Below are 23,328 nucleotides of genomic sequence, written 5' to 3' on the forward strand. Positions count from 1 at the left end.
TCAGCGACATCGGCCTCGTCTTCCAGTGAGGCGACAAAGAGCCTCCCCCCGGGTGAGGGGGAAGGCGTTGACACGGAGGCCCCGGTGATCAAGCAGCCAGATCGAAACGATCGGCGTTCATGACCTTGGTCCAGGCCGCTGCGAAGTCCCTGACGAACTTCTCCTTGTTGTCGTCCTGGGCATAGACCTCCGCGTAGGCGCGAAGAACGGAGTTCGAGCCGAAGACGAGGTCGGCGCGGGTCGCTGTGTACTTCGTAGCGCCGGTCTTGCGGTCGCGGATTTCGTACAGGTTATTGCCGGTAGGAACCCAGGAATAGCCCATGTCAGTCAGCGTGGCGAAGAAGTCCGTCGTCAGCGCGCCGACATGGCTCGTGAAGACACCGTGCGCGGTGCCGGCATGGTTCGTGCCGATGACGCGCAGACCACCGACGAGTGCCGTCATCTCCGGTGCCGTCAGGCCCATGAGCTGGGCGCGATCGAGCAACAGCTCTTCCGGGCTCACCACATAGTCCGTCTTCTGCCAGTTGCGGAAGCCATCGGCGAGCGGCTCGAGCGGGGCGAAGCCGTCCACGTCCGTCTGCTCGGCGGTCGCATCGCCGCGCCCTGCAGCAAACGGCACCTCGATCTCGAAGCCTGCTGCCTTTGCCGCCTGCTCGACGCCGTAGTTGCCGGCGAGCACGATCACGTCGGCAAGGCTCGCGCCGGATGCCTGGGCGATCGGCTCCAGAACGGAAAGAACACGGGCCAGACGCGCCGGCTCATTGCCCTCCCAGTCCTTCTGCGGAGCAAGGCGGATGCGGGCACCGTTCGCACCGCCGCGGAAATCCGAGCCGCGGAAGGTACGTGCGCTGTCCCAGGCCGTGGCAACCAGATCCGAGACGGAAAGACCGGATGCCGCGATCTTCGCCTTGACGCCGCCGATATCGTAGTCTTTGCGGCCGGCCGGGATCGGGTCCTGCCAGACGAGGTCTTCAGCCGGAACATCAGGGCCGAGGTAACGGGACTTCGGCCCCATGTCGCGGTGCGTCAGTTTGAACCAGGCGCGGGCGAAGGCATCCGAGAAGGCCGCGAAGTCGTTGCTGAAGCGCAGCGAGATCTCGCGATAGATCGGGTCCACCTTCAGCGCCATATCCGCATCGGTCATCATCGGGATGGTACGGATCGAGGGATCCTCGACGTCGACAGGCTTGTCCTCCTCGGCGATGGTGATCGGCGCCCACTGCGAAGCCCCCGCGGGGCTGTGCGTCAGCGTCCACTCATGCTTGAACAGCATCTCGAAGAAGCCGTTGTCCCACTTCGTCGGCTCGGAGGTCCAGGCGCCTTCGATACCAGAGACAACCGTGTTGCGGCCTATGCCGCGACCCTTGGTATTGACCCAGCCGAGACCCTGGAATTCCGGGCCTGCGGCTTCCGGATCTGGGCTGAGATCACCCGGGTTGCCGTTGCCGTGGGACTTGCCGATGGTGTGGCCGCCAGCTGTGAGTGCCACGGTTTCCTCATCGTCCATGCCCATGCGGGCGAAGGTTTCGCGCATCTGCGCGGCGGTCGCCAGCGGATCGGACCTGCCGTTCACGCCTTCCGGGTTGACGTAGATGAGGCCCATCTGCACGGCGGCAAGCGGGTTTTCCAGCGTCTCGGGCTTGGCGACATCGCCGTAGCGGCCGTCGCTCGGGGCGAGCCACTGCTTCTCGTTACCCCAGTAGACATCTTTTTCCGGCGCCCAGATGTCCTCGCGGCCGAAGGCGAAACCGAAAGTCTTGAGGCCAGCGACATCGTAGGCGATGGTGCCGGCAAGCGCGATCAGGTCGGCCCAGGAGATCTTGTTGCCGTATTTCTTCTTGATCGGCCAAAGCAGGCGGCGCCCCTTGTCGGTGTTGACATTGTCCGGCCAGGAATTGAGCGGGGCGAAGCGTTGGTTGCCGGTGTTGGCACCGCCGCGGCCGTCAGCGGCGCGGTAGGAGCCGGCCGCGTGCCAGGTGACGCGCGCCATCATGCCGACATAGCTGCCCCAGTCGGCCGGCCACCATTCCTGGCTGTCGGTCATCAGAGCGCGCAGATCCGCCTTCAGCGCTTGCACATCAAGCTTCTTGAGTTCTTCGCGATAGTTGAACCCCTTGCCCAGCGGATTGGTCTTGCTGTCGTGCTGGTGCAGGATGTCGAGGTTGAGCGCGTTGGGCCACCATTCCATGACGGAGTTGCCGAGTGCCGTGGCGCCGCCGTGCATGACCGGACACTTGCCGGTCGGGGTTGTCTTCGTATCCATTTTGGTCCTCCAACGGGTTTTCTTCAATCTACGGCCACTGGAAGGACCTCGCGGGCGCACCTCTTTGGTCAGCGCCACCGGTCGGTGTCTTCCAAGTGGCCAATGAGTAACAAGCCCTTTCCATAAACTCCAATTGTATATTCTAAAGACTCCGATATGCTGAGGTTATGAATGGCCTGACCATGAAACACCTCCGCTATTTCGAAGCCCTTGCCCGCATCGGCCATTTCGGCCGCGCCGCGGAAAGCTGCGCCATCTCGCAGCCCGCGCTCTCCGTGCAGATAAGGGAACTGGAGGAACTGCTCGGTGCGCCACTCGTGGAGAGAGGTGGGCGCCGCATACGGCTGACAAGCCTCGGCGAAGAGTTCGTTGGCCGTGCCCGCGCTATCCTGCACGCTGTCGACGAACTGGGAGACCTCGGAAGGGCGGCCCATGGGCCGCTTGCCGGCCGTCTTCGCCTCGGCATCATTCCAACGGTCGCGCCCTACCTGCTACCAAGCATCATCAAATCGCTCGCGCAACTCTATCCGGGGCTCGATCCGCGGCCGCGCGAGGCGATCACGCGAAGACTGATCGAGGACCTAGCAGAGGCGAAACTGGATCTCGCCATCGTCGCGTTGCCGATTTCGGAGCCTACGCTGGAGGAAGTCCCCCTCTTTGACGAGGAGTTCGTGCTGGTGCGGCCGCTGGAAGATGCGGAAAAGCCGGTGCCGGCTTCGGAAAGGCTTCACGAGATGCGCCTGTTGCTGCTGGAAGAGGGGCATTGCTTCCGGGATCAGGCCCTGTCCGTCTGCAACATCACCGCGGCATCGACACGCGACGTGATGGAAGGCAGTTCGCTTTCGACCCTCGTTCAGATGGTGGGTGCGGGCATAGGTGTGACGCTTATTCCCGAGATGGCCATCGAGACCGAAACGCGATCCTCTTCGGTTGGCGTGTCCCGGCTTGCCCGCCCGCGCCCCAGCCGAACGATCGGGATGGTCTGGCGAAAGACCAATCCATTGTCGGCGCAGTTCACTCGGATCGCCGACGTCGTGCGCAATGCCGGGCTGAGCAGGCAGAGGCAAATGGATGGCGCCCGGTAAAAACAAGCCGTTGCGTCGATCATCGGCATGGCGACGACAGGAAATAGCAGACACCCAAAACGCGCAGCTAGACCGGTAAAGTGGGTCTCCGCAGGAGTTCTGAGTAGTGCCGCCAAAAACGCGGAACCGGGACGGTTTGCCCCAGGCAACCCGCTCCGCCTGGTCGACAGCGCGCACCCAAAGGCTCGCAAGCCATCGACTACCCCTTACCCTGCCTCACAAGCGACCTCGCGATATCGATGATGTCGTCTCGGGCAGCCGTTGGACCAAGGCGACCCCAAGCCCGATCCTGAAGTCGACATCCCTCGCCTTCCTGAGTTCGAAAATTGCGATTGGGTAGGTCCAGCATCCATTTCGGCGCAAAGCTGATGACAAGACCGGCCGAACCAGTGACACCGTGGAAGACGGGGATCAGAGCAACCAGAGCACCCTCAATGCCAACTGGCGCCTGATTTGACGCCGGCGAAAGATATGCAGGATTGGCAGCCTCTCAATCCCGAAAGCGGGCCATACAACCGCTTATCGGAAGATTGGCACGCTCCTCCTATTGTGCTCCGCATACTCCATCGTCCTATATCCACCTGCGAGAGTGGTCGCGGCGTTCCAGTAGCTGTACATTTCGCGAACTCTTGGGTCTCAGAGGGTGGTAATCACGTGCGCTGGTCGAAACCTCTAAGATTGCACCTCAGCGTCCTGGTCGCGACGCTGCTGCTGTGCATTTCGATTCCGCTGATCTGGATGGCGTTCAGCCAGGGACGCGAAGCGGCGATCGTGGCAGGTGAAAGGCAGATGCGGCAGATGAGCCTGCGTCTGGTCGAGGGTTACAAGTATGCGCTGACGGGAGGATACGAGGCCGTCGCCGTCGCCTCCACCTTGCAGCACATCGTCTCTCGTCCACCCCTCGAATTGGAAGAAAAGCAAGCGTTCTTCCTTGAGGTCCTTCGAAACGTTCCGAATGCAACGAGCATGCTGGCCGGATATCCCGACGGATCCTACATCCAAGCAATCAACGCTGCCAATCCTTATGTTCGAACAACACTTTCGGCGCCCGAGGGCACAGGTTTTGCCATCAGAATTGTGGCGCATGAAAATGCTGGAAAAATCGAGATCATGAGATTCCTCGATGCCGGAGGCCGCTTCATCGCCGAACGCCGATCGGAAGGAACGACATTCGATCCGCGACAGCGTCCCTGGTATCGCGCGGTTCTTCAGCATCAGAAGCCTGTTTCCGTTGGCCCCTTCGTCAGCGGAACATTGAAGGTGCCGACCCTCACGATCGCAGCGCCCATGAAGGACAACGGCCAGATCGCGGTCGGCGTCAACATACACCTTGAGACCGTTAGCCGACTGCTCGACGCGCGCGAGATATCGCCGCGTGCCCGCAGCTACATCCTCGATGAACAAGACGGGCTGGTGGCACATTCGGACCCGGCGATGATGAGCAGGATACTGGGCCTGTGGACGCAGCGCGGCGAGGCCGACGATGGAGCGGCAAAGGCCTTGGACCGAACTGTCGACACGGTGATCCGGCTCCGCCGGGACGCCAAGCTTGCAAACGGGGACCTGGCCCGGTTCGAGCTCGACGGTGAGCCCTATCTTGTCGAGATCGCTCCAGTCACCTTCTCGGACCTGTTCAAAGGCACCTCCGTCGCCGTCGTCGTGCCGTTCGACGATCTTGTAAGCCAGGCAAACAGACAGCTCGTACGCAACGTCGTGATAGCTGCGATCTTTGTCATCGCGGGCGTCGGTGCGTCTATTGTTCTCGCGCGCCTGATCAGTGCGTCTCTCTATCAGCTTGCCGCCGAAGCGCGGAAGATCGGGGATCTGGATTTCGCCGGAAAGGGAACGTCGCCTTCCTGGATCAGTGAGATCAATACGCTCGCGGGTGCCCTGGCTGCCTCACGGCGTGCCATAGCGCAGTTTGCCCTCTACGTTCCCAGGGAAGTGGTCCGGCGGATCGTCGACCCTGCCGATACCTCGACGAAGGCGGCTCGGCAGGACGTGACGGTCCTGTTCACGGACATTCGCGACTTCACCACGATCTCGGAACAGCACCCGCCCGAAGACGTCGTCGAAATCCTGTCCACCTACTTCGAACTGTTGAACCAGATTGCCGAGCGCCACCGCGGCACGGTCGTTCAATATCTCGGCGATTCCATTTTTGTCATGTGGAATGCGCCCATCAGACAGGCTGATCACGTCGCCTTTGGCTGTCGCTGTGCGCTCGCCATGAGTGTTGCCGTCGACGAATTGAACGAAAACAACAGGAAAATTGGCCGCCCCGAACTGCAAACGCGGTTCGGCTTGCACACCGGGCAGGCTGTCGTCGGCAGTTTCGGCGCAATCTCGCGCCAGCAATACACAGCCATGGGCGATACGATCAACGTCGCGTCGAGGTTGGAGGGTCTGAACAAGGAGTTCGGAACGACCATCCTTGCAAGCGCAGCGATCCAGCATGTCGTTGCGGATCAATTCGCGTTCCGTTCGCTCGGCCCAGTGAAAGTGAAGGGGCGGATGGAAGCGGTAGAGATCTACGAATTGGAGCAAGTCTCGGCCGGTGAACCCGGATAGCGACCGCTGAAGAAACGGTCGGAATGTGCTCAGCCGTTCTTGGCTTTGACACGGGCCGCAGCTCTCGGTCGGAGCGCCGCGGATACCAATCCGCCCGATGGAGCAGAAAGCTTGAACACTGCCTCCCTGGATGCTGTCGAAAGTGAGCAGGGTGCGGCAAGCAAACGACCGCGCCCCCCCATTCAAACGCCGCGGCGATTACCCCACAAGAGCACATGCAGCTGCGGCAACACCCGCGCATCGAACCATCTGTCGCCGGTCACCTTGTCGACCAGCCAGAGCATGCGGTTCATGATGCCGTCTATGTCTACGGTCGCGCTGTCGTCTTCCGGCGGCGGCGGCGTATGGTTTCCGGGTTGCAGGTAGACAGGCAGCTCCGGGTACCTCCGGGCGATGTCCCTGGCATAGGCATAGTCCCGATCGTCGAAGACGACGATCTTGAGCACTGTCATCGGCCCGCCGGCTGCCATCGAAAGACAGTCGTCCAGCTTGGCGAAGTCGGTTTCCATCCCGCTCGATGGCGGTTTCGGGCTGAGGACCAGCACGTCGAGATTGGCGAACCAGTCCCTGGCGACGCTGCCCTGCGTCTCCAGCGCAAAACGATAGCCTTCGCTGCGGCCACGATCGATCAGCGGCCCGAGCGGCTGGATGGCGGGGTTGCCGCCGGAAAGTGAGACGGTCAGCGGCACGCCGCCGGAGAGCCGCTCGACTTCACTCCAGACTGCGTCGACCGACATCGGCAGCCATTCTTCGCGGTATTGGCTGTCGACGGCGTGCAGCGTATCGCACCAGGAACAGCGGTAATCGCAGCCGCCGGTGCGCACGAACACGGTCGGCTGGCCGACCAAGACGCCCTCTCCCTGGATCGTCGGCCCGAAGATCTCGCTGACGCGGATCGCGGCACCGGTCATGGCCGGTATTCCGCCCAGGTCTTAGGCGTCTCGCTGACGCGAACGGCCGACGTTTCCGGCAGCCGCTCCTTGCACCAATCGTAGAAATGCTTTGCCAGGCACTCCGACGTCACCCGCTCGTGGCCGAGCACATCGTTCAGGTGGCGATGGTCGAAACTGCCGTCGATGTAGCGCTTGAGCGGCGCCAGATCATGATAGTCCCGCACGAACCCGTTTTCATCGAGTTCGGCGGCGGCAAGTTCGACCTCGACGATGTAGTTATGGCCGTGCAGTCGCGCGCATTGGTGATCGGCGGGCAGATGGCTCAGCTGGTGCGAGGCGGAGAAATGAAACTCCTTGGTGATGCGGTACATCAGCGGACCTCCTGCGCCAAGAAGCGGCTGGTGGCGGCGCGCCAGAAATCCGGATCGGCATACTCGGTCGGATCCTCGACGCCGGCCAGATGGAAGGCCTCGCGCCGCTCGACACAGGTGCCGCAGCGCCCGCAATGGCTCTCACCACCCTTGTAGCAGGACCAGGTCTCGCCGAAGGGCGTGCCGTGCCTGGCGCCATCGGCGACGATCGCCGCCTTGGGAACATCGACATAGGGGGCGTAAAGCCTGACGTTGCCATAACCGTCAAGCGCTTCGTCCTGCATCCTCTGGAACGCGTCGATGAAGCCCGGCCGACAATCGGGATAGATGAAGTGGTCGCCGCCATGGACGGCAACGGCGACCGCTTCGGCCTTCTGCGCCGAGGCGAGCCCGAAGGCGATCGCCAGCATGATGGCGTTGCGGTTCGGCACGACCGTCGCCTTCATTGTCTCCTCGGCATAATGGCCGTCGGGCACGTCGATATCATCGGTCAGCGCCGATCCGGTCAGGTGCCGACCGACCCCGGTGATATCGATGATCTCATGTGGAACGCCAAGCCGGCGGGCACAGGCAGCGGCGAAGTCGAGCTCCTTGCGATGGCGCTGGCCGTAGTCGAAGGAAAGCAGGCCGACGAGTTCCTGTTCCGCCGCTATTCTATGGGCGAGCGAAACGGAGTCCAATCCGCCGGAGCAGATGACGATAGTTCTCATAAATGTGGATCCCTTGTTTTGACCGGGTGGGCTGCGACCGGATGCAGGGCTGCTTTAAGCCATTGCAGTCGTTTTGGCCAGTCCTCGACGCCACGTCTTCGCCTGACGGCGGAAATGCGGCCGGACCATTTTATCCGCAGTCGCAAGATCAAAAATCACTCCGGCCGATTTCCGCCGCGTTTCAAAGGCGCTAACGTCGCGCCGTCACGCCTGATGGCGGTGGGCTCCGCACTCTGCCATTGGCGGCAAGCGCCGAATGGCTGCGGGGTTCGATTTGGGAGGAGTTCTGGAATGCTGATCGACGGAAAAGTCTTCATTGTAACCGGTGGTGGTTCGGGCCTTGGCGCCGGTGTTGCGCGGCTCTTGCACGGTAACGGTGCGCGTGTGGTGCTTGCCGACGTCAACGAAGACGCCGGGCGGGCAATGGCCGAGGCGCTCGGAAACAATGCTCTTTTCGTCAAGACCGACGTCACCAGCGAGGCCGAAGGCGCGGCCGCCGTTTCCGCGGCTGTCGATACGTTTGGACACCTTCACGGGCTGGTGAACTGTGCCGGTATTGCACCGGGCGAAAAGGTGCTCGGCCGCGAAGGCCCTCACCGCCTCGACAGCTTTGCCCGCGCGGTCGGCATCAATCTCATCGGCACGTTCAACATGGTTCGGCTGGCAGCCGCCGCAATGGAAAAGGAAGCGCCTGGCGAAGACGGCGAGCGTGGCGTCATCATCAACACGGCTTCCGTTGCCGCCTTCGACGGGCAAGTCGGCCAGGCGGCCTATTCCGCCTCGAAGGGCGGCGTCGTCGCCATGACGCTGCCGATCGCCCGCGAACTCGCGCGACACGGCATCCGCGTCGTTGCGATCGCACCCGGCATTTTTGAAACGCCGATGATGGCCGGCATGCCGCAGGAGGTTCAGGACTCGCTCGGCAAGAGTGTTCCCTTCCCGCAGCGTCTCGGCAAGCCCGAGGAATTTGCAGCCCTTGTTCAGCATATCTGCGAGAACCGGATGCTGAACGGCGAAGTCATCCGTCTCGACGGCGCCTTGCGCATGGGCGCGCGCTGACACCTGCTATGTTGATGGCCCCGGGTGCAGCCAGCATCCGGTCAGCCATGCTGTTGCGCGCATTCATGGATAGGCAGCCGTTTCAAACGCCTTGCACGTCCATCAGGCGCATCTGACACCCGGCGACCTCTCAGCATTGTCGGGGCAGCCACACAGGCAATGACGCGCCGGACCGGTCGCCGTCAGGCGGCACCTTCGATGATTGCCGGCGCGATGACGTAGGCGCAGCGGCGCGCGCCGGCGAGAATATGTTCGGTGCGCTCGACCGCAACGTCCTTGCCCAGGATATCGCGAAAGACGTTGATCTCCGCCCGGCAAAAGCCCTGGCAGCTGGCTGCGGCAGCGCAGATCGGACAATGGTTCTCGACGAAGAGAAAGGTGCCATCGCCTGGCTCCTCATAGCCGGCCATATAGCCTTCGGCCGTCCGCAGCCAAACCAACTTTTCCACCCGCTCCCGCAGGCTCTTTGCACCTTCAAGCGCCGCGCGATAGCCGGCTCGCGTCTCCTCCTCGCGCGCCGCGATGACGCGATCCACCGCCGCCTCCCCGAGCGTCTGACGGATGGTGCGCAACAGCTGGACGGTCAGTTCCGCATGGGTATCGGGGAATTCCGCATTGCCTGAGGCGGTCAGCCCCCAGAACTGCGAGGGACGGCCGACGCCCCGCGCCTCCGACCAGGCATTGACGAGGCCGTCCTCCGCAAGGCGGACGAGCTGCTGGCGTGCCGCCTCGCCCGATATCGACAGGCGCTTGCCGAGCGCGGCCGCCGTTTGCGGCCCTTGCAGTTTGAGCGCCAGCAGGATGCGCTCGGCCGGCGATCGCCCCTGGCTCTGATCTGGATTTAACAAGTGATCGCTTGACATATTATTGGCCGGAGATTTACAAAGAATTGTCTTGTTAAATACACGCCGGATGGTTTTCGCACAAGACAGTCGCTGCGTTTCATCCGGCTGAAGAGGATTTCAACCATGGCCTTCGAACTGCCCTCCCTTCCATTTTCCATCGAAGCGCTCGCCGAAGGTGGCATGAGCGCCGAGACGCTGGAATTTCACCACGGCAAGCACCATCAGGCCTACGTGACCGCGCTCAACGGCTTCGTCGAAAAGAACCCGACACTTTCAGGTCTTTCGCTCGAAGACATCATTCGCCATGTGAACGGCAAGCCTGAACTGGCGCCTGTCTTCAACAATGCCGGCCAGCACTGGAACCACATCCTGTTCTGGAACAACCTCTCCCCCAAAGGCGGTCGCATCCCGGACAGTCTTGAGAAGAAGATCGTCGAAGACTTCGGTAGCGTTCTAGCCTTCAAGGACGCCTTCAAGGCGGCGGCGACCAGCCAGTTCGGTTCGGGCTGGGCCTGGCTCGTGCTCGATGCCGGCGGCAAGCTCAAGGTGACAAAGACCGCCAACGGCTCGAACCCGATCGCCACCAACGAGGGCAAGGCGCTGCTCGGCCTCGATGTCTGGGAGCACAGCTACTACATCGACTTCCGCAACCGCCGCCCCGACTATGTCAGCAACTTCCTCGACCGCCTGGCGAACTTCGAGTTCGCCGAGGCCGAACTGAAGTCCGCCTGACCATGCCCGCTGCGGCGCCGCTTCCGTGGCGCCGCGCCCCATCCCAGCCGGAATGCATCCCATGACCCAGACCGTCATTGTCGATCTCGCCACTCACACCGAACGCGCCGTCACCCGACCCCAGTTCGCCGACACCATGGCGCGACTGGCATCGACAGTCTGCGTCGTCAGTTCCGGCAGCGGTTCCGAATGCCTGGGTAGAACCGCGACAGCCGTCTTCTCGCTGTCGGCAAACCCGCCGTCGATCGTCGTCTCGATCAAGGCTGACAGTGCGCTCGCCGAGGCGATCACGAAACAGGATGGCTTCTCGCTGGCGATGCTCGCCCAGGGGCAGGAGCTTGTTGCCGACGCCTTTGCTGGTCGGGTCGCAGCGGCCAGCCGCTATCTCGTCGGCGTCTGGGCCGACTGGCCTTCCGGCCGGCCGCGTCTTCTCGGGGCTGCCGCAGGAGTGGACTGCGTGCTCAGTGCCTCCATCCTCGTTGGCGATCACCGCCTCTTTGTCGGAACGATCATCGCCACCGAAACCTCCGGTTATGCCGAACCCCTTCTTTGGAGTGAGCGACAATATCAGGCACTCGACAGATCGACAGCCTTTGCCGGACCATCCGGTGGGCGCCCATTGCCATCCGGTGCCGCATGCCCGACGATCTGAGCCGCGCGAACGAACATCCGTTGGGGAGCAATCATGCGACAGGTGCTTGAAAAACTTCTCTTCGACGGCCGCGACGACGCGCTTCTGCGCTTCACGCTCGGCAGCATCTGCCTGCAGGAGGCGGATGCAGAGACCGCACTCGTCCACCTGAGCCGCGCGATCGAACTCGACCCTGCCTATTCGGCCGCCTGGAAGCTCCGCGGCGCAGCAATGCTGAAGCTCAACCGCATCGAAGAGGCGCGCCACATCTGGACGGAGGGAAGAGCCGTCGCGGAAAAGAAGGGTGACCTGCAGGTCGCGCGCGAAATTACCGTCTTCCTCAAACGGCTGGATAAGCAATGCGTGGCCGCGAACAAGGGCTAGCCTCAGGCAGCGCCCAACCGCCTGATATTGCCGGCAAGTTCGGCGGCCAGACGTAGAGCCGCCGCGGTCGCGCCGGCCATCTGCGGCATGATCAGCCATTCGAGCGTCCAGGCGGCGCCGGAGCGCTCCTGCTCATGTACCATCGCATGATGGACGCCGGAAAGCTGGGTCGCGTTGAAGCGGGCAAGCGCCACCAGAACTTCGGCTGCAACCGGGTTCTGCTTGTGCGGCATCGCGGAAGATCCGCCGCCGCCGGCCAGTTCGATTTCATCGCCCTGCTGCGCCATCAGGGCTACGTCCTGCCCGAACTTGCCGAGGCTGCCGGTGACCAGCGACAGCGCGTTGGCGAAATCGGCAACTTCCGCACGCTGGCTGTGCCATTGCGGAAAGTCGGCAAGTGCCAATTCCTCGGCAAGCGTCGCGCGCACGTCGTCCGCCTTGTCCTTCAGCTTGTCGAGCGTACCCGCCGCGCCGCCGAACTGGACGGCAAAGAGGTCGCGCTCCATCGCCTCCAACCGATCCTTGTGATCGAGCAACGGTTCGATCCAGGTCCGCAGGCGATCCGACACGGTGATCGGTATCGCCGCCTGCATGCGCGTGCGCCCCATCAGCGTCTGTTCGCCCCACTGATCGTCACATTCCTCCAGCACCGATACGACATCGCCCAGCCGAGTTGCGAACAGCTCGGCAACGGCCTTCATGCGCAACATCAGGCTGGTATCGATGACATCCTGGCTGGTCGCGCCAAAATGCACGTGCGCTGCGGACTCTCCGCCGACCGCCGTCCGCAATTGCCGCACGAGTTCGGGAACGACGACACCGTCGACCGCCATTGCCCGCCTGAGCGCTGCCACATCGGGAGAAAACCCGCGACAGGCCTCGGTGATCCGGTCGGCGGCACTTTCCGGGATCACGCCGTGGATCGCTTCGGCGCGCGCGAGCGCCGCCTCGAAGGACAACATGGCGTGAATGTCGGCGGCAGTCGAAAATTCGGCCGCGACCGCCTCATCGCCGAGAAGGCCGGAGAGATAGGGATGATCGAAAGCGGAATAGGTCATGGTCCCCCCGATGATTGCCGCGATTGACGCTCGCGCTTGAACGGAATGCCTCATTCTCGTCTGGGCCATCCACGCACCGGGATGCAATGGACCGGCCCCAGGCACGACATTCCGGTTTCAGATGTCGAGGAAGACCGTTTCCTTCTCACCCTGCAGGTGAATGTCGAAGATATAATTAGGGGCGCTGCCGGTCGCGACAAGCGTGGCGACGCGATGGCGGTGTTCGACGCGCAAAAGTAGGGGATCGGCGGCGTTCGCCTCCGCCTCGTCGGGGAAATACATCCGCGTGTGCAGGCCGACATTGATGCCGCGCGCGACGATCCAGAAGGTGATGTGCGGGGCCATCGGCCGACCGTCCTTGAAGGGCACCCGTCCCGGCTTGATCGTCTCAAACCGGAAGACGCCGTCTTCGCCGTCAGTCGGACACCGTCCCCAACCGGAAAAAGCCGGATCGGCCGCACCGCGCAACTCCGACGGAGAGTTGTAGAGGCCGGCCGCATCCGCCTGCCAAATCTCCACCAGCGCATCCTTGAGCGGCGTTCCTGTACCGTCGAGCACCCGACCGCTGACGGTGATGCGTTCGCCAAGCGTCCGTTCACTGACCATCGTCGTGCCGAGGTCGGTGTCGTAGACGCCGCCGATGCCGCAGAAATTCGGTGTGAGGCCGATATGCACGTAGGGACCGGCCGTCTGCGACGCTGTTTCCTTGAGGTAATCGAGCGCCTGAACCATCAGTTGCCCTCCATGCGATTTTCAAACAACGTCGAGCGGCGACCGCGCAGAATGATATCGAACTTGTAAGCCCGCGCATCCATCGGGATGGTGTTGGCCCAGTCGAGCGGCGCGATCAACTGCTCGATCGCACGGCGATCGGCAATTGTGTTGACGATCGGACACTTCCAGATCATCGGATCGCCCTCGAAATACATCTGGGTGATCAACCGCTGTGCAAAACCGTGGCCGAAAACCGAAAAGTGGATATGGGCCGGGCGCCAGTCGTTGACGCCGTTCGGCCAGGGATAGGGGCCGGGCTTGATCGTGCGGAAGGAATAGAAGCCCTCTTCGTCGGTTATCGTGCGGCCGCAACCGCCGAAATTCGGATCGAGCGCTGCGAGATAGCTTTCCTTCTTGTGGCGGTAACGCCCGCCGGCATTGGCCTGCCAGAATTCGAGAAGCGCGCCGGAAACACCCCGACCGCGTTCATCCAGAATCCGTCCGTGAACGATGATGCGTTCGCCGATCGCGCTTTCGCCCGGCTTGGCGAAGTTGTGGATGAGGTCATTGTCGAGTTCACCCAGCATCGAATGACCGAAGACTGGTCCGGTGATTTCGGAGATCGTGCCGTCGAGCGACAACAGCGCCTTCTGCGGCGAGCGCAGCACGGAGGTTTTGTAGCCTGGCGTCAGCGCCGGCGCGTGCCAGTTTCTGTCGCGTGGAAAGAAGGCGCCGGTCTCGGGTTTCTGCTTTGCTCCGTCGGACATCTCGTACTCCCGTCAGGCCGCCTCGCCGGCGTCCATCTCCGCAAAGACCTGCTTGACGATCTTGATCGCGTGGTTGGCTGCCGGAACGCCGGCGTAGATCGCCACGTGCAGCAGCGCCTCGCAGATGTCGTCACGGCTGGCGCCGGTATTGGCCGTGGCGCGCACATGCATGGCCACCTCCTCGTCCTGGCCAAGCGCTGCCAGAAGCGCAATGGTCACGATCGACCGCTCTCGTTTGGTCCAGGTCGGTCGCGACCAGACGTGCCCCCAGGCGGCCTCGGTGATCAACTCCTGGAACGGCCGGTCGAAATCGGTGGAGGCCGTTTGCGCGCGGTCCACGTGGTTATCGCCAAGAACGGCCCGCCGGGTGGCCATGCCCTGGCGATAGCGGTCGGAGGGCGCGAAGGCATCACTCATGGCTCTTGTCTCCATGCATTACAATTTCAAAGAAGGCCCGCAAAACGGCGGTCAAAGCCTCCGGCTTTTCGACGCAAGGGATATGCCCGGCGTCGCGGATGACCTCGTAGCGGGCGCCGGGAATGAGGCGTGCAGTAGCGAGCACCACGTCCGGCGGCGTCGAACCGTCCTGATCACCGACGATGCAAAGGACGGGCACGGCGATGCGGGCCGCCGCTTCCGTATAGTCGGCATCGCGGATCGCACCGCAGGTGGCGGCATACCCCGTCGCCGACTGGCGGATCAGCATGTTGCGGTAGCCGATCAAGGCCGCATTTTCCGGGCGTCGGAACTCGGGCGTGAACCAGCGTTCGAGGATGCCATCGGCGATCGCTTCAATGCCGCGCTCCTCGATCGCGGCGATGCGCTGCGCCCAAAGCTCTGGTGTCCCTATCTTGTGGGCGGTGTCGCAGAGAACAAGCGCACGCACGAGATCCGGGCGCTGCTGATAGAGCGACTGGGCGATCAATCCGCCGACCGAAAGGCCGCAGATGATCGCCTGTTTGACCGAGAGCATGTCGAGCAGGCCGGCAAGGTCATTGGCATGATCTTCGATCGCGTAAGGCACGGGGCCGACTTCGGAAAGACCGTGGCCGCGCTTGTCGTAGAGAACGATCGCATAGTCGCCGGCAAGACGCACGATGACATCACGCCAGATCCGAAAATCCGTACCCAGCGAATTGGCAAAGACCAGCACCGGTCGCTCGGCCGTGGGGCCGATGACCTGATAGTGGATGGTGATGTCGTTGATGCGGGCAAATTGCACGGCACTTCTCCTCTGCAATCAAATTGTCTGTTTAATCTGGTTAGGTAAAATGATATTTCACCGCATTCCATTAACTCAAGGGTTATGAATAAGATGGTCGACGCCCGGGTCAAGTTTCGTCATCTGCAGACTTTTGTCGAGGTCGCAAGACAGAAGAGCGTCATGAAGGCGGCAGAACTGCTGCATGTCAGCCAGCCGGCGGTTACCAAGACCATCCGCGAGCTGGAAGAAGTTCTGGGCGTCGCCGTTTTCGAGCGCGAGGGGCGCGGCATCAAGATCACCCGTTATGGCGAAGTCTTTCTTCGCCACGCCGGCGCGGCGCTGACGGCGCTTCGCCAGGGCCTCGATTCGGTCTCGCAGGAGCGCTCCGGCGACGGCGTTCCTGTGCGCATCGGGGCATTGCCGACGGTTTCGACGCGCATCATGCCGCGGGCAATGTCGCTCTTCCTGAAGGAAGACACCGGCGCACGGATCAAGATCGTCACCGGCGAGAACGCCGTGCTTCTCGAACAGCTGCGCGTCGGTGATCTGGACCTTGTCGTCGGCCGCTTGGCCGCGCCGGAAAAGATGACGGGCTTTTCCTTCGAGCACCTCTATTCCGAACAGGTGGTCTTTGCCGTCCGCGCCGGGCATCCCTTGCTTGCCCTAAAGCAATCGGCCTTCGCCCATCTCGGCGACTACCCGGTGCTGATGCCGACACGCGCCTCGATCATTCGCCCCTTCGTCGACCAATTTCTGATCGCCAACGGCATACCGGCCCTGCCCAACCAGATCGAAACCGTGTCCGATGCGTTCGGCCGCGCCTTCGTGCGCACCAGCGATGCGATCTGGATCATTTCGGCCGGTGTGGTCGCCGGCGATATCGAAGATGGCACGCTAGCGGTCTTGCCGATCGACACGAGCGAAACCAAAGGCCCGGTCGGCCTGACGATGCGCGCCGACTCCGTGCCATCGTTACCGCTCGTCATCCTCATGCAGACCATACGCGAGGCAGCCGGAGAGGCGTCGGCCAAAGCTTGACCGAGCCAGCCACACCGTCGCCCGGTGCCGTCATGGTTTGAAAAGATGACTTCGACGCGCCGGTTGGCATGGCGAGCTTCGGGACGGTCCTGGCCCTTGTCCTAGGTTTCGCGATGCTTCTGCTCTTTCTCGCCAACACCGGAAACCTCGAAAGCGACGTTCGCCAGCCCGCCCATCGCCTGCCCCTAGAAGTTGACGGTGTGGCCCCTGGCATTTTGGTGCGAGACACTATGCACGGCGGGATCGATCTCCGGCGGTGGCGTTCCCATGCTCAAGGTCTGGAAACAATAGATACCGGCTTTCAGCGGGCCGACGATAATCTTGGATTCCCCGAACTGACGGGGCGCATAGCGCGATTGGAAGAACCGGTCGACAATGAGCCTGTCGATGTTTGTCTCCAGCCGGAACTGGATTTGTGCCGCGCTCGCAGCAGCAGCGCCCCCGCCAAACGAAAATGCCAGCAATCGCGTTTCCAACGAAGCGGCAAAAAGATCGAAGGCGCCGATGGCGGCAGCCTCGATGTCCGTGACTAAGCGCACCATTCGGCTGCGCGAAAGCGCTTCGCGGATGAGCGTCCCGCCTTGCGCTCCATCAGGCGCAAGCGCCTGCAACGCCTTCAGATTGGTAAAATCGAACAGCGGCGCCGCGGTCTGTCCATCGGCCCCTTCCATCGCCGGCCGCGCGAGCACCGGTATGCCATCGAGACCGATCGCCTGAGACAGGGCGAGGAGGGCGACAATTGCCGTGAATTCGTCAAAGAGCGAGCCCGGCTCTGCGGCCGAACCATCCAGCCGCTCGTCCTCGATCAGACGCGGCAGTGCCTCCTGCCGGGTTTCGAGGGCTGTCGCGGCCTCCTCTGCCGCCCAGACGAATGCGGTGCGCAAATCATCGGCATCACGACCAAGCCCTCGGCCGAAAACGACGGAGCCGTCCGTACCCGCATCGACGATGGCCGTAGGCGCGGCCTTCACCGCACGCTCGACAAAACTGCCAAAGCTGCGACCGACCCGTTCCGCCAGGCCTCTTCCAAGGCTGCGGGTGACGGCAGAGATGACATTCATGGACGCACCGCCCGCCTGCTTCAACGAAGACGTGCAATCATAAGCCCGAGGTGGGTGCCGAACAAGATAGGCAAAAAGGTGTACGTGGTCCGCAACACGCGGAGACGCCGACCGCAAAACACCGCTTTACAATGCTTCCTCAAACGCAAGAATGCGACGACACAGAACTCCAGAGCAGAAAAGCCATCCGCCGTGCCGATCTCCCTTCGCTCCTTCCTTCCCGAAGATGCCGCAGAGCTCGGCGTCTGGTTCCCGACCCCCGAAGCACTCACCCAGTGGGGCGGACCAGGGCTCAGCTTTCCGCTCGATGCGGCGCAGCTCGCAGATATGCACGCTTCAACCTTGGGCGATCCACCGGCGCGCTGGATGTTTGCCGGCGTTTTCGACAGCGATCTTGCCGGTCACGCCCAGGTGGCGCTCGACTGGGACAATGGCGTCGGCCGCCTCAGCCGCGTCGCGATCAATCCACGGTTCCGCGGACAAGGCCTCGCCCAACCGTTCCTAGAGCGCATCATCGAGCAGTTCTTCGCAGACGTTCGCTTCGAGCGGCTGGAACTCAACGTCTACACCTTCAATACCGCCGCGATCCGCACCTATCTCAAACTCGGTTTTATCGAAGAAGGCGTGCGGCGGTCGTCCGCCAGGGTCGGCGATATCAGATGGGACACCGCCCTCTATGGCATGCTTCGCAGCGATCTCGCCGCAATGAGGCCGCTTCAGAACGGCAGCCCGACGTAGTTTTCCGCAAGAGCAGTCGCCGCTGCGCGCGAATGCGTGAGATAATCGAGCTCCGCCTCCTGGATCTTCTGGTCGAAATCGCTGGTATCCGGAAAGCGATGAAGCATGGTGGTCATCCACCAGGAAAAACGAACCGCCTTCCAGACCCTCGCCAGCGCATGCGCGGAATAGGCATCTATGCCGGCATTCGAGCGATCCTGGTAGTGTTCCAGCAGCGCTTCGAAGAGATAGTGCACGTCACTGGCCGCAAGGTTCAGACCCTTGGCGCCGGTAGGCGGCACGATGTGCGCCGCGTCTCCGACCAGAAACAGCCGTCCGAAACGCATCGGCTCGGCAACAAAGGAGCGAAGAGGCGCAATCGACTTTTCGAATGACGCCCCCGTCGTGAGCGCCTCGGCGTGATGGGTCGGCAACCGCCGCCTCAATTCGTCCCAGAAGCGCTGGTCGGTCCATTCCTCGACCTTTTCGTCGAGCGCGCACTGAAGATAGTATCGGCTGCGGGTTTGCGAGCGCATCGAACAAAGCGCAAACCCGCGCGGGTGGTTGGCGTAGATCAGTTCGTGGCTGACCGGCGGGACGTCGGCAAGGATGCCGAGCCAACCGAAGGGATAGATCTTCTCGAAGGTGCGGATCGCCTTTTCGGGAACCGACTTGCGGCTGATCCCGTGAAAGCCGTCGCAACCGGCGATGAAATCGCAATCGATGCGGTGCGTTGTGCCATCCAGTTCATAGGTGACGGAGGGGGCATGACCTTCGAAATCATGTGGCGTGACATTTGCGGCCGCGTAGATCGACGGTGCGCCGGTGCGCGCGCGCTCTGCCATCAGATCGCGCGTCAGTTCCGTCTGGCCGTAGACCATCACGCGCTTGCCGCCGGTCAGGTCGTGAAGGTCGATGCGGTGATCCCGGCCATCGAAGGCCAGCGAAAAGCCGTCATGCGGCAGACCTTCGGCATGCATGCGAGCGCCGGATCTGGCTCGATCCATGAGGTGAACAGTCCCCTCCTCCAGCACGCCAGCACGCACCCGGCCAAGAACATAATCCTTGCTCACACGATCGAGAATGACGTTGTCGATGCCGGCACCGGTCAGCAATTGCCCGAGCAGAAGCCCCGATGGACCGGAACCGATGATGACGACCTGTGTGCGCATGCCTTCCTCCCGAAACTGACTTTTGACAAAATCTTGCGCGGGAGCGCCTTTGGTCTCAATGGACATTTCGGCCAAGAAATTGCACTAATCAAACATCATTGATGGATGTACACGATGAAAAGAGCGATCCCGACCTACGAGCTTTATGGCGAAGAAACGCGAGAACGGCCAGATTTCTGGCTGCATTGCGAAACGATTCCGTCGCGCAGCAGCCTGCACCATTGGGAGATCGGGCTGCATCGCCATGAGAGTTTCTTCCAGATCTTGTACATTGTCGACGGGTCGGGAGATGCGATCTTCGGCGACACGGTGCACGCCATTCGCCCGCCGGTGATGATTACCGTGCCGCCGGCAACCAGCCATGGGTTCCGTTTCTCCCGGGATATAGACGGATTCGTCTTCACCGTTCTCGCCTCGCATCTAAAGGTATCACCCGGCGAACGCAGCCGCCTTGGCGCTTGGATGGCGGCACCGCGCGCAACCCGCCTCGACGCCAGTGAGGACGGCCGTTATGTGGCGTTGACGCTTGCCCGGCTGGGGGCGGAATGGGAGGCCAACCGCAGCCATCGCACCGACCTGCTCGACGCCTACCTGACGTCGGCGTTGACGCTGAGCGCCCGCCTCGACGAAGCGCATCCCGCCAAGGACGATGCCGCCGACACACAAGACGAACGGCGCGTCGAACACTTCCTCGGCCTCGTCCAGCAACACCATCGCGCCCACAAGCCGGCGGCGTTTTATGCCCGCGAACTTGGTCTCTCGCCAACACATCTCAATCGCATCGCCCGCAGCGTCACCGGCCAGAGCGCGCACGAAATCATCACGCGCAAGCTGACGGACGAAGCACGGCGTGAGCTCGTTTTCACCCGCGGCAGCGTCCAGGAAATCGGCTTTAGACTGGGCTTTGCCGATCCCGCCTATTTCTCCCGTTTCTTCCTGCGCCAGACCGGGATGACACCCAGGGCATGGCGGCTTGCGGAGCGCACGAAGCTCGGAGCATAACTTCCAGGCCAAGCCAGCGAAAGAACAACCTGATCGCCATCGCGGCGATAGCGGCCAATCCGACGGTCGCGCCTGACCAGTGTCCTTGACGCTCAAGGAAGGATCGCCATCTGCTATGTTGACAGTTGATGCCGTCTCAAGATCTGGCAGCAGAGCCGCTCGCTTGCGGTCACGCTTGTGTGGAGGAGCATTCATAGAGGACTTTGCCAGTCGACACATCGATACCTGCCAGGCTCACTTCATATCCCCAAAGCCGGCTTATATGCGCAAGAGTCGCACCTCGATTATTTTCCTCCAACAGAATGCCGTTCTTAATCACGTGCTTCAACCTAAGCTGGCGATCCCCCAGCAGATCGACATCCACCACCTGTATGTCCGGCCTATTGGCCGCCAGGTCGTAATTCCCTGCAAGCGCGGCACGCACAGCAGCGTAGCCCTGCTCGTTATGGATCGAAGTGACTTCGCAAAATTTGTTGGTCGCGTGGTCAGAGAGCCGAAACAGACGGAATTTGCGGATCAGCGCCGGGCTCAGATATTGCAGAATGAAGGACTCGTCGCGGTGGTTCTCCCAAGCGTCGATCAGCGTGCCCATCCAGTTGCCGTTGCCGGATATCCCGGGAAACCAATCCCGATCCTCCTGCGTCGGCTCGGTGCAGATGCGTTTGATATCCTGCATCATCGCAAAGCCCAGCGCATAGGGGTTGATGCCCGAAAAGCGCGTGTCGTCGAAGCTCGGTTGAAAAACAACGTTGGCGTGGCTTGATAGCAGCTCCAACATTGCGCCTTCGCTGATCTGCCCCTGATCGAACAGTCTATTGATGATAGAATAGTGGACGAAGGTTGCACATCCCTCGTTCATCACTTTGGTCTGAATTTGCGGGTAGAAATATTGCGCGACAACGCGAACAATTCTCAAGATCTCTCGCTGCCAAGGCTCAAGGATCAGACTGTGCTTTTCCAGGAAGTAGAGCAGGTTCTCCTCGGGAAGATTAAGCACTTTCGTCCGCTCCAAAGCCTCGCGCTCCGCCTCCTCGGTGCCCGAACTCCCGCCGGCCATCGGCAGCGTCCGCCATAAATCGCTGTAAGTCTGCTCTTCGTATTCCAGCCGCTCGCGGGCCCGCTCCATCTCCTTTGCCGATGAGAGCCGAGGCGGACGGCGATAATGGAATACGCCGTGATCCTGTAGGGCATGCGCCGAATCAAGAATCTCCTCCACCGCATTCAGTCCATGCCGTTCCTCGCATTTGGCGATGTATTTCTTGGCGAAGTCCATGTAGCTGAGGATCCCGCTGGCATCCGTCCACTGGCGGAACAGATAGTTGTTCTTGAAGAAGTGATTGTGGCCGAAGGCGGCATGCGCGGTGACCAGCGCCTGCATCGGCATCGTGTTTTCTTCCATGAGATAGGTTATGCAGGGATTGGAATTGATCACGAGCTCATAGGCCAGCCCGCGATAGCCTTTTTGATAGAGTTGGCTTTCGAAAACGAAGCGCTTTCCAAACGACCAGTGCTGATACATCAACGGCATGCCGACGGATGAATAAGCGTCGAGCATCTGTTCAGAAGAGATGACCTCGATCTGGTTCGGATAGACGTTCAATCCCATCTCATCGATAGCAATCGCCTCTATCGCATCATAGGCCCGCGAAAGCGTCGCAAAATTCCATTCGGAACCGTCGAACAGCAGGCTGGAGACTGGCCGTTTCGCCATTCGGTCGTCCCCTCACCTGCGCAATTGAACGGGTTGATGCCGGGCAAAAAGTTTGCGGAAAACGGGGTAGATGTCGGCGGGCCTTGCAACACGCGTCATCTGGAAATTCGGCACCACGCTGTCGACCGTGCGATAGGCTCGCCAGAGTGAGGTGCCGTTGTCCGTCGACCCGAAGATCTCGCTCTCGCGCTCGTCGATGATCTCGACATAGGCGTAGTACTGACACAGACGCATAAGCTTCTCCCGCAGAAGCTCGGCGCACCGATCCGAGTCGCCGTTGGCATTGTCGCCATCAGAGGCTTGGGCCGCATAAATGTTCCAGAGGTTCGAGGGATAGCGGTCCTCGATGATCCGCAGCATTTCCTCAAGCGCGGTGGAAACGACCGTGCCGCCGCTCTGTTTGCTGTAAAAGAACGTCTCCTCGTCAACTTCCCGCGCCTCATCCGTGTGGCGGATGAACACGATATCGATCCGCTCGTAACGGCGCTTGAGAAACAGGTGCAAGAGTACGAAGAAGCGCTTGGCAAGGTCCTTCTCGCGCTCCCCCATCGAGGCAGAGACGTCCATAAGGCAGAACATCACCGCGCTCGCGTTCGGCAAAGGCTGACGTTCGAAACGGTTGAACCGCACGTCGACGGGATCGACATAGGCGATACGCAGCCGCCGCCGTTCGACAACTGCCAGTTCGTCGCGCAGGTGCGAGAGCCTTCGGCGCTGCTGCAGGGATGGCTCCTCCTCCCGTTCCAGCGTCGCGATCTCTTCCGTAAGAGCCTGAAATTCCCTCTCGCTTGGGCGGCGCAGGGCCATGCGCCGCCCAAAGCTGTTGCGCATCGTTCGTCCGACATTGATATTGCAAGGCGTGCCCACCGTCGAGAAACCGACGCGATGGGACTTGTAGCTGACGGTTTCCCGCAGGTTCAGCTTCACCATATCCGGAAGCTCCAGATCTTCGAAGAAAAGATCGAGCACTTCCTCGCGCGACAGCACGAAAAGAAAGTCGTCCGTGTTTTCGCCTCGTCCGGGCCCGGCGGCCCCACCACCACCACCGCCTGTTTCCGGTTTCCTAAGTCGGTCTCCCGGAGAAAAGGTCTCGTTTCCGGGCAGGACATAGTTCCGCTCACCGCTGTCGCGCGAATGCTGAAAGCTGGGCTCGTCCGCACCACGCTTCGGGATCGGAACGCCGTGAGTGGCATCCACATCGGTGATCCTGTCCGACCTTATCTGATCCCTTATCGTCCGCTTCAATTCCTCACGGACCCGCTTAAAAAAGCGCTGCCTATTGCCGAGACTCCTGTCCTTGGGGTTAAGCCGGCGATCGATGAAGTTTGGCATCTGCCCAT

23 protein-coding genes and 1 pseudogene are annotated in these 23,328 nt (G+C 61.6%); 9 read left to right on the forward strand and 15 right to left on the reverse strand.

Annotated features, from left to right (window positions below):
- Positions 1-88: 88 nt before the first annotated feature.
- On the reverse strand, positions 89-2,263 hold the full coding sequence (gene katG, locus AC1Q80_RS15560; protein WP_492361003.1) for a catalase/peroxidase HPI: 2,175 nt from the start codon (positions 2,261-2,263) through the stop codon (positions 89-91).
- Positions 2,264-2,430: 167 nt separating this feature from the next.
- Here katG and AC1Q80_RS15565 point away from each other — a divergent pair, with 167 nt between their 5' ends.
- Positions 2,431-3,348, forward strand: coding sequence for a hydrogen peroxide-inducible genes activator (locus AC1Q80_RS15565; RefSeq protein ID WP_173421844.1), 918 nt, complete (start codon positions 2,431-2,433; stop codon positions 3,346-3,348).
- A gap of 199 nt (positions 3,349-3,547) precedes the next feature.
- On the opposite strand, the pseudogene AC1Q80_RS15570 reads toward AC1Q80_RS15565, so the two are convergent.
- A pseudogene (locus tag AC1Q80_RS15570) lies at positions 3,548-3,733 on the reverse strand (LysR family transcriptional regulator); the annotation flags it as partial.
- 269 nt (positions 3,734-4,002) lie between these two features.
- Here AC1Q80_RS15570 and AC1Q80_RS15575 point away from each other — a divergent pair.
- A complete protein-coding gene (locus AC1Q80_RS15575; protein WP_492361004.1) occupies positions 4,003-5,919 on the forward strand; it encodes an adenylate/guanylate cyclase domain-containing protein in 1,917 nt (638 codons plus the stop codon).
- A 182-nt stretch (positions 5,920-6,101) separates the two neighbouring features.
- On the opposite strand, the gene queE is transcribed toward AC1Q80_RS15575, so the two are convergent.
- Genes queE through queC form a run of 3 tightly spaced genes read right to left on the reverse strand, consistent with a single transcriptional unit; the run spans position 6,102 to position 7,893 of the window.
- Positions 6,102-6,830, reverse strand: coding sequence for a 7-carboxy-7-deazaguanine synthase QueE (queE, locus tag AC1Q80_RS15580; RefSeq protein WP_492361005.1), 729 nt, complete (start codon positions 6,828-6,830; stop codon positions 6,102-6,104).
- Positions 6,827-7,183: a 6-carboxytetrahydropterin synthase QueD gene (queD, locus tag AC1Q80_RS15585; RefSeq protein ID WP_492361006.1), complete on the reverse strand. Its 357-nt coding sequence runs from the start codon at positions 7,181-7,183 to the stop codon at positions 6,827-6,829. Before queD ends, queE begins: the two co-directional genes overlap by 4 nt.
- Entirely contained in the window at positions 7,183-7,893 is a 711-nt protein-coding gene (gene queC / locus AC1Q80_RS15590; protein WP_492361007.1) for a 7-cyano-7-deazaguanine synthase QueC, read from the reverse strand. The genes queD and queC overlap by 1 nt, the downstream gene beginning before the upstream one ends.
- Before the next feature lie 291 nt (positions 7,894-8,184).
- Here queC and AC1Q80_RS15595 point away from each other — a divergent pair, with 291 nt between their 5' ends.
- Entirely contained in the window at positions 8,185-8,952 is a 768-nt protein-coding gene (locus tag AC1Q80_RS15595; RefSeq protein ID WP_492361008.1) for an SDR family NAD(P)-dependent oxidoreductase, read from the forward strand.
- Between the two features lie 182 nt (positions 8,953-9,134).
- Here the strand turns inward: AC1Q80_RS15595 and AC1Q80_RS15600 are convergent, their stop codons facing one another.
- Positions 9,135-9,815, reverse strand: coding sequence for a helix-turn-helix transcriptional regulator (locus AC1Q80_RS15600; RefSeq protein ID WP_492361009.1), 681 nt, complete (start codon positions 9,813-9,815; stop codon positions 9,135-9,137).
- A gap of 105 nt (positions 9,816-9,920) precedes the next feature.
- On the opposite strand from AC1Q80_RS15600, the gene AC1Q80_RS15605 reads away from it, so the two are divergent.
- From AC1Q80_RS15605 to AC1Q80_RS15615, 3 genes are all read left to right on the forward strand, one after another.
- On the forward strand, positions 9,921-10,529 hold the full coding sequence (locus tag AC1Q80_RS15605; RefSeq protein WP_492361010.1) for a superoxide dismutase: 609 nt from the start codon (positions 9,921-9,923) through the stop codon (positions 10,527-10,529).
- A 61-nt stretch (positions 10,530-10,590) separates the two neighbouring features.
- Entirely contained in the window at positions 10,591-11,181 is a 591-nt protein-coding gene (locus tag AC1Q80_RS15610) for a flavin reductase family protein (protein ID WP_492361011.1), read from the forward strand.
- Between the two features lie 33 nt (positions 11,182-11,214).
- Positions 11,215-11,544: a tetratricopeptide repeat protein gene (locus AC1Q80_RS15615; RefSeq protein ID WP_173421836.1), complete on the forward strand. Its 330-nt coding sequence runs from the start codon at positions 11,215-11,217 to the stop codon at positions 11,542-11,544.
- A gap of 2 nt (positions 11,545-11,546) precedes the next feature.
- Here AC1Q80_RS15615 and AC1Q80_RS15620 read toward each other — a convergent pair whose 3' ends face one another.
- From AC1Q80_RS15620 to pcaD, 5 genes are all read right to left on the reverse strand, one after another.
- Positions 11,547-12,602 carry a 3-carboxy-cis,cis-muconate cycloisomerase gene (locus AC1Q80_RS15620; RefSeq protein WP_492361012.1) on the reverse strand — a complete coding sequence of 352 codons (1,056 nt, stop codon included), beginning with the start codon at positions 12,600-12,602 and terminating at the stop codon, positions 11,547-11,549.
- Positions 12,603-12,719: 117 nt separating this feature from the next.
- The gene (gene pcaG / locus AC1Q80_RS15625) at positions 12,720-13,334 is read right to left on the reverse strand and encodes a protocatechuate 3,4-dioxygenase subunit alpha (protein ID WP_492361013.1); all 615 of its coding nucleotides are present in this window, start codon (positions 13,332-13,334) and stop codon (positions 12,720-12,722) included.
- Positions 13,334-14,083, reverse strand: coding sequence for a protocatechuate 3,4-dioxygenase subunit beta (gene pcaH / locus AC1Q80_RS15630; protein WP_492361014.1), 750 nt, complete (start codon positions 14,081-14,083; stop codon positions 13,334-13,336). Before pcaH ends, pcaG begins: the two co-directional genes overlap by 1 nt.
- A 12-nt stretch (positions 14,084-14,095) precedes the next feature.
- Entirely contained in the window at positions 14,096-14,500 is a 405-nt protein-coding gene (gene pcaC, locus AC1Q80_RS15635; protein ID WP_209789581.1) for a 4-carboxymuconolactone decarboxylase, read from the reverse strand.
- The gene (gene pcaD, locus AC1Q80_RS15640; RefSeq protein ID WP_492361015.1) at positions 14,493-15,305 is read right to left on the reverse strand and encodes a 3-oxoadipate enol-lactonase; all 813 of its coding nucleotides are present in this window, start codon (positions 15,303-15,305) and stop codon (positions 14,493-14,495) included. The genes pcaC and pcaD overlap by 8 nt, the downstream gene beginning before the upstream one ends.
- A gap of 93 nt (positions 15,306-15,398) precedes the next feature.
- Here pcaD and pcaQ point away from each other — a divergent pair, with 93 nt between their 5' ends.
- Positions 15,399-16,325 carry a pca operon transcription factor PcaQ gene (gene pcaQ, locus AC1Q80_RS15645; protein WP_492361016.1) on the forward strand — a complete coding sequence of 309 codons (927 nt, stop codon included), beginning with the start codon at positions 15,399-15,401 and terminating at the stop codon, positions 16,323-16,325.
- 185 nt (positions 16,326-16,510) lie between these two features.
- Here pcaQ and AC1Q80_RS15650 read toward each other — a convergent pair whose 3' ends face one another.
- Positions 16,511-17,386, reverse strand: coding sequence for a hypothetical protein (locus AC1Q80_RS15650; protein ID WP_492361017.1), 876 nt, complete (start codon positions 17,384-17,386; stop codon positions 16,511-16,513).
- A gap of 192 nt (positions 17,387-17,578) precedes the next feature.
- On the opposite strand from AC1Q80_RS15650, the gene AC1Q80_RS15655 reads away from it, so the two are divergent.
- Complete coding sequence (locus AC1Q80_RS15655; protein ID WP_492361018.1) at positions 17,579-18,124, forward strand: GNAT family N-acetyltransferase; 546 nt, start codon at positions 17,579-17,581, stop codon at positions 18,122-18,124.
- Here AC1Q80_RS15655 and pobA read toward each other — a convergent pair.
- Positions 18,103-19,275, reverse strand: a complete 1,173-nt coding sequence (gene pobA, locus AC1Q80_RS15660; protein WP_492361019.1) for a 4-hydroxybenzoate 3-monooxygenase — start codon at positions 19,273-19,275, stop codon at positions 18,103-18,105. The two genes, AC1Q80_RS15655 and pobA, sit on opposite strands and share 22 nt — an antisense overlap.
- A gap of 114 nt (positions 19,276-19,389) precedes the next feature.
- Here pobA and AC1Q80_RS15665 point away from each other — a divergent pair, with 114 nt between their 5' ends.
- Positions 19,390-20,277, forward strand: coding sequence for a helix-turn-helix domain-containing protein (locus tag AC1Q80_RS15665; protein WP_492361020.1), 888 nt, complete (start codon positions 19,390-19,392; stop codon positions 20,275-20,277).
- A gap of 169 nt (positions 20,278-20,446) precedes the next feature.
- Here AC1Q80_RS15665 and AC1Q80_RS15670 read toward each other — a convergent pair whose 3' ends face one another.
- Both AC1Q80_RS15670 and AC1Q80_RS15675 read right to left on the reverse strand, forming a co-directional pair.
- On the reverse strand, positions 20,447-21,988 hold the full coding sequence (locus AC1Q80_RS15670; RefSeq protein WP_492361021.1) for a SpoVR family protein: 1,542 nt from the start codon (positions 21,986-21,988) through the stop codon (positions 20,447-20,449).
- A 12-nt stretch (positions 21,989-22,000) separates the two neighbouring features.
- Positions 22,001-23,320: a YeaH/YhbH family protein gene (locus AC1Q80_RS15675; RefSeq protein WP_492361022.1), complete on the reverse strand. Its 1,320-nt coding sequence runs from the start codon at positions 23,318-23,320 to the stop codon at positions 22,001-22,003.
- Between the last annotated feature and the right edge of the window lie 8 nt (positions 23,321-23,328).

The organism is Ensifer sp. GW823-FHT05D09 (assembly GCF_058795755.1).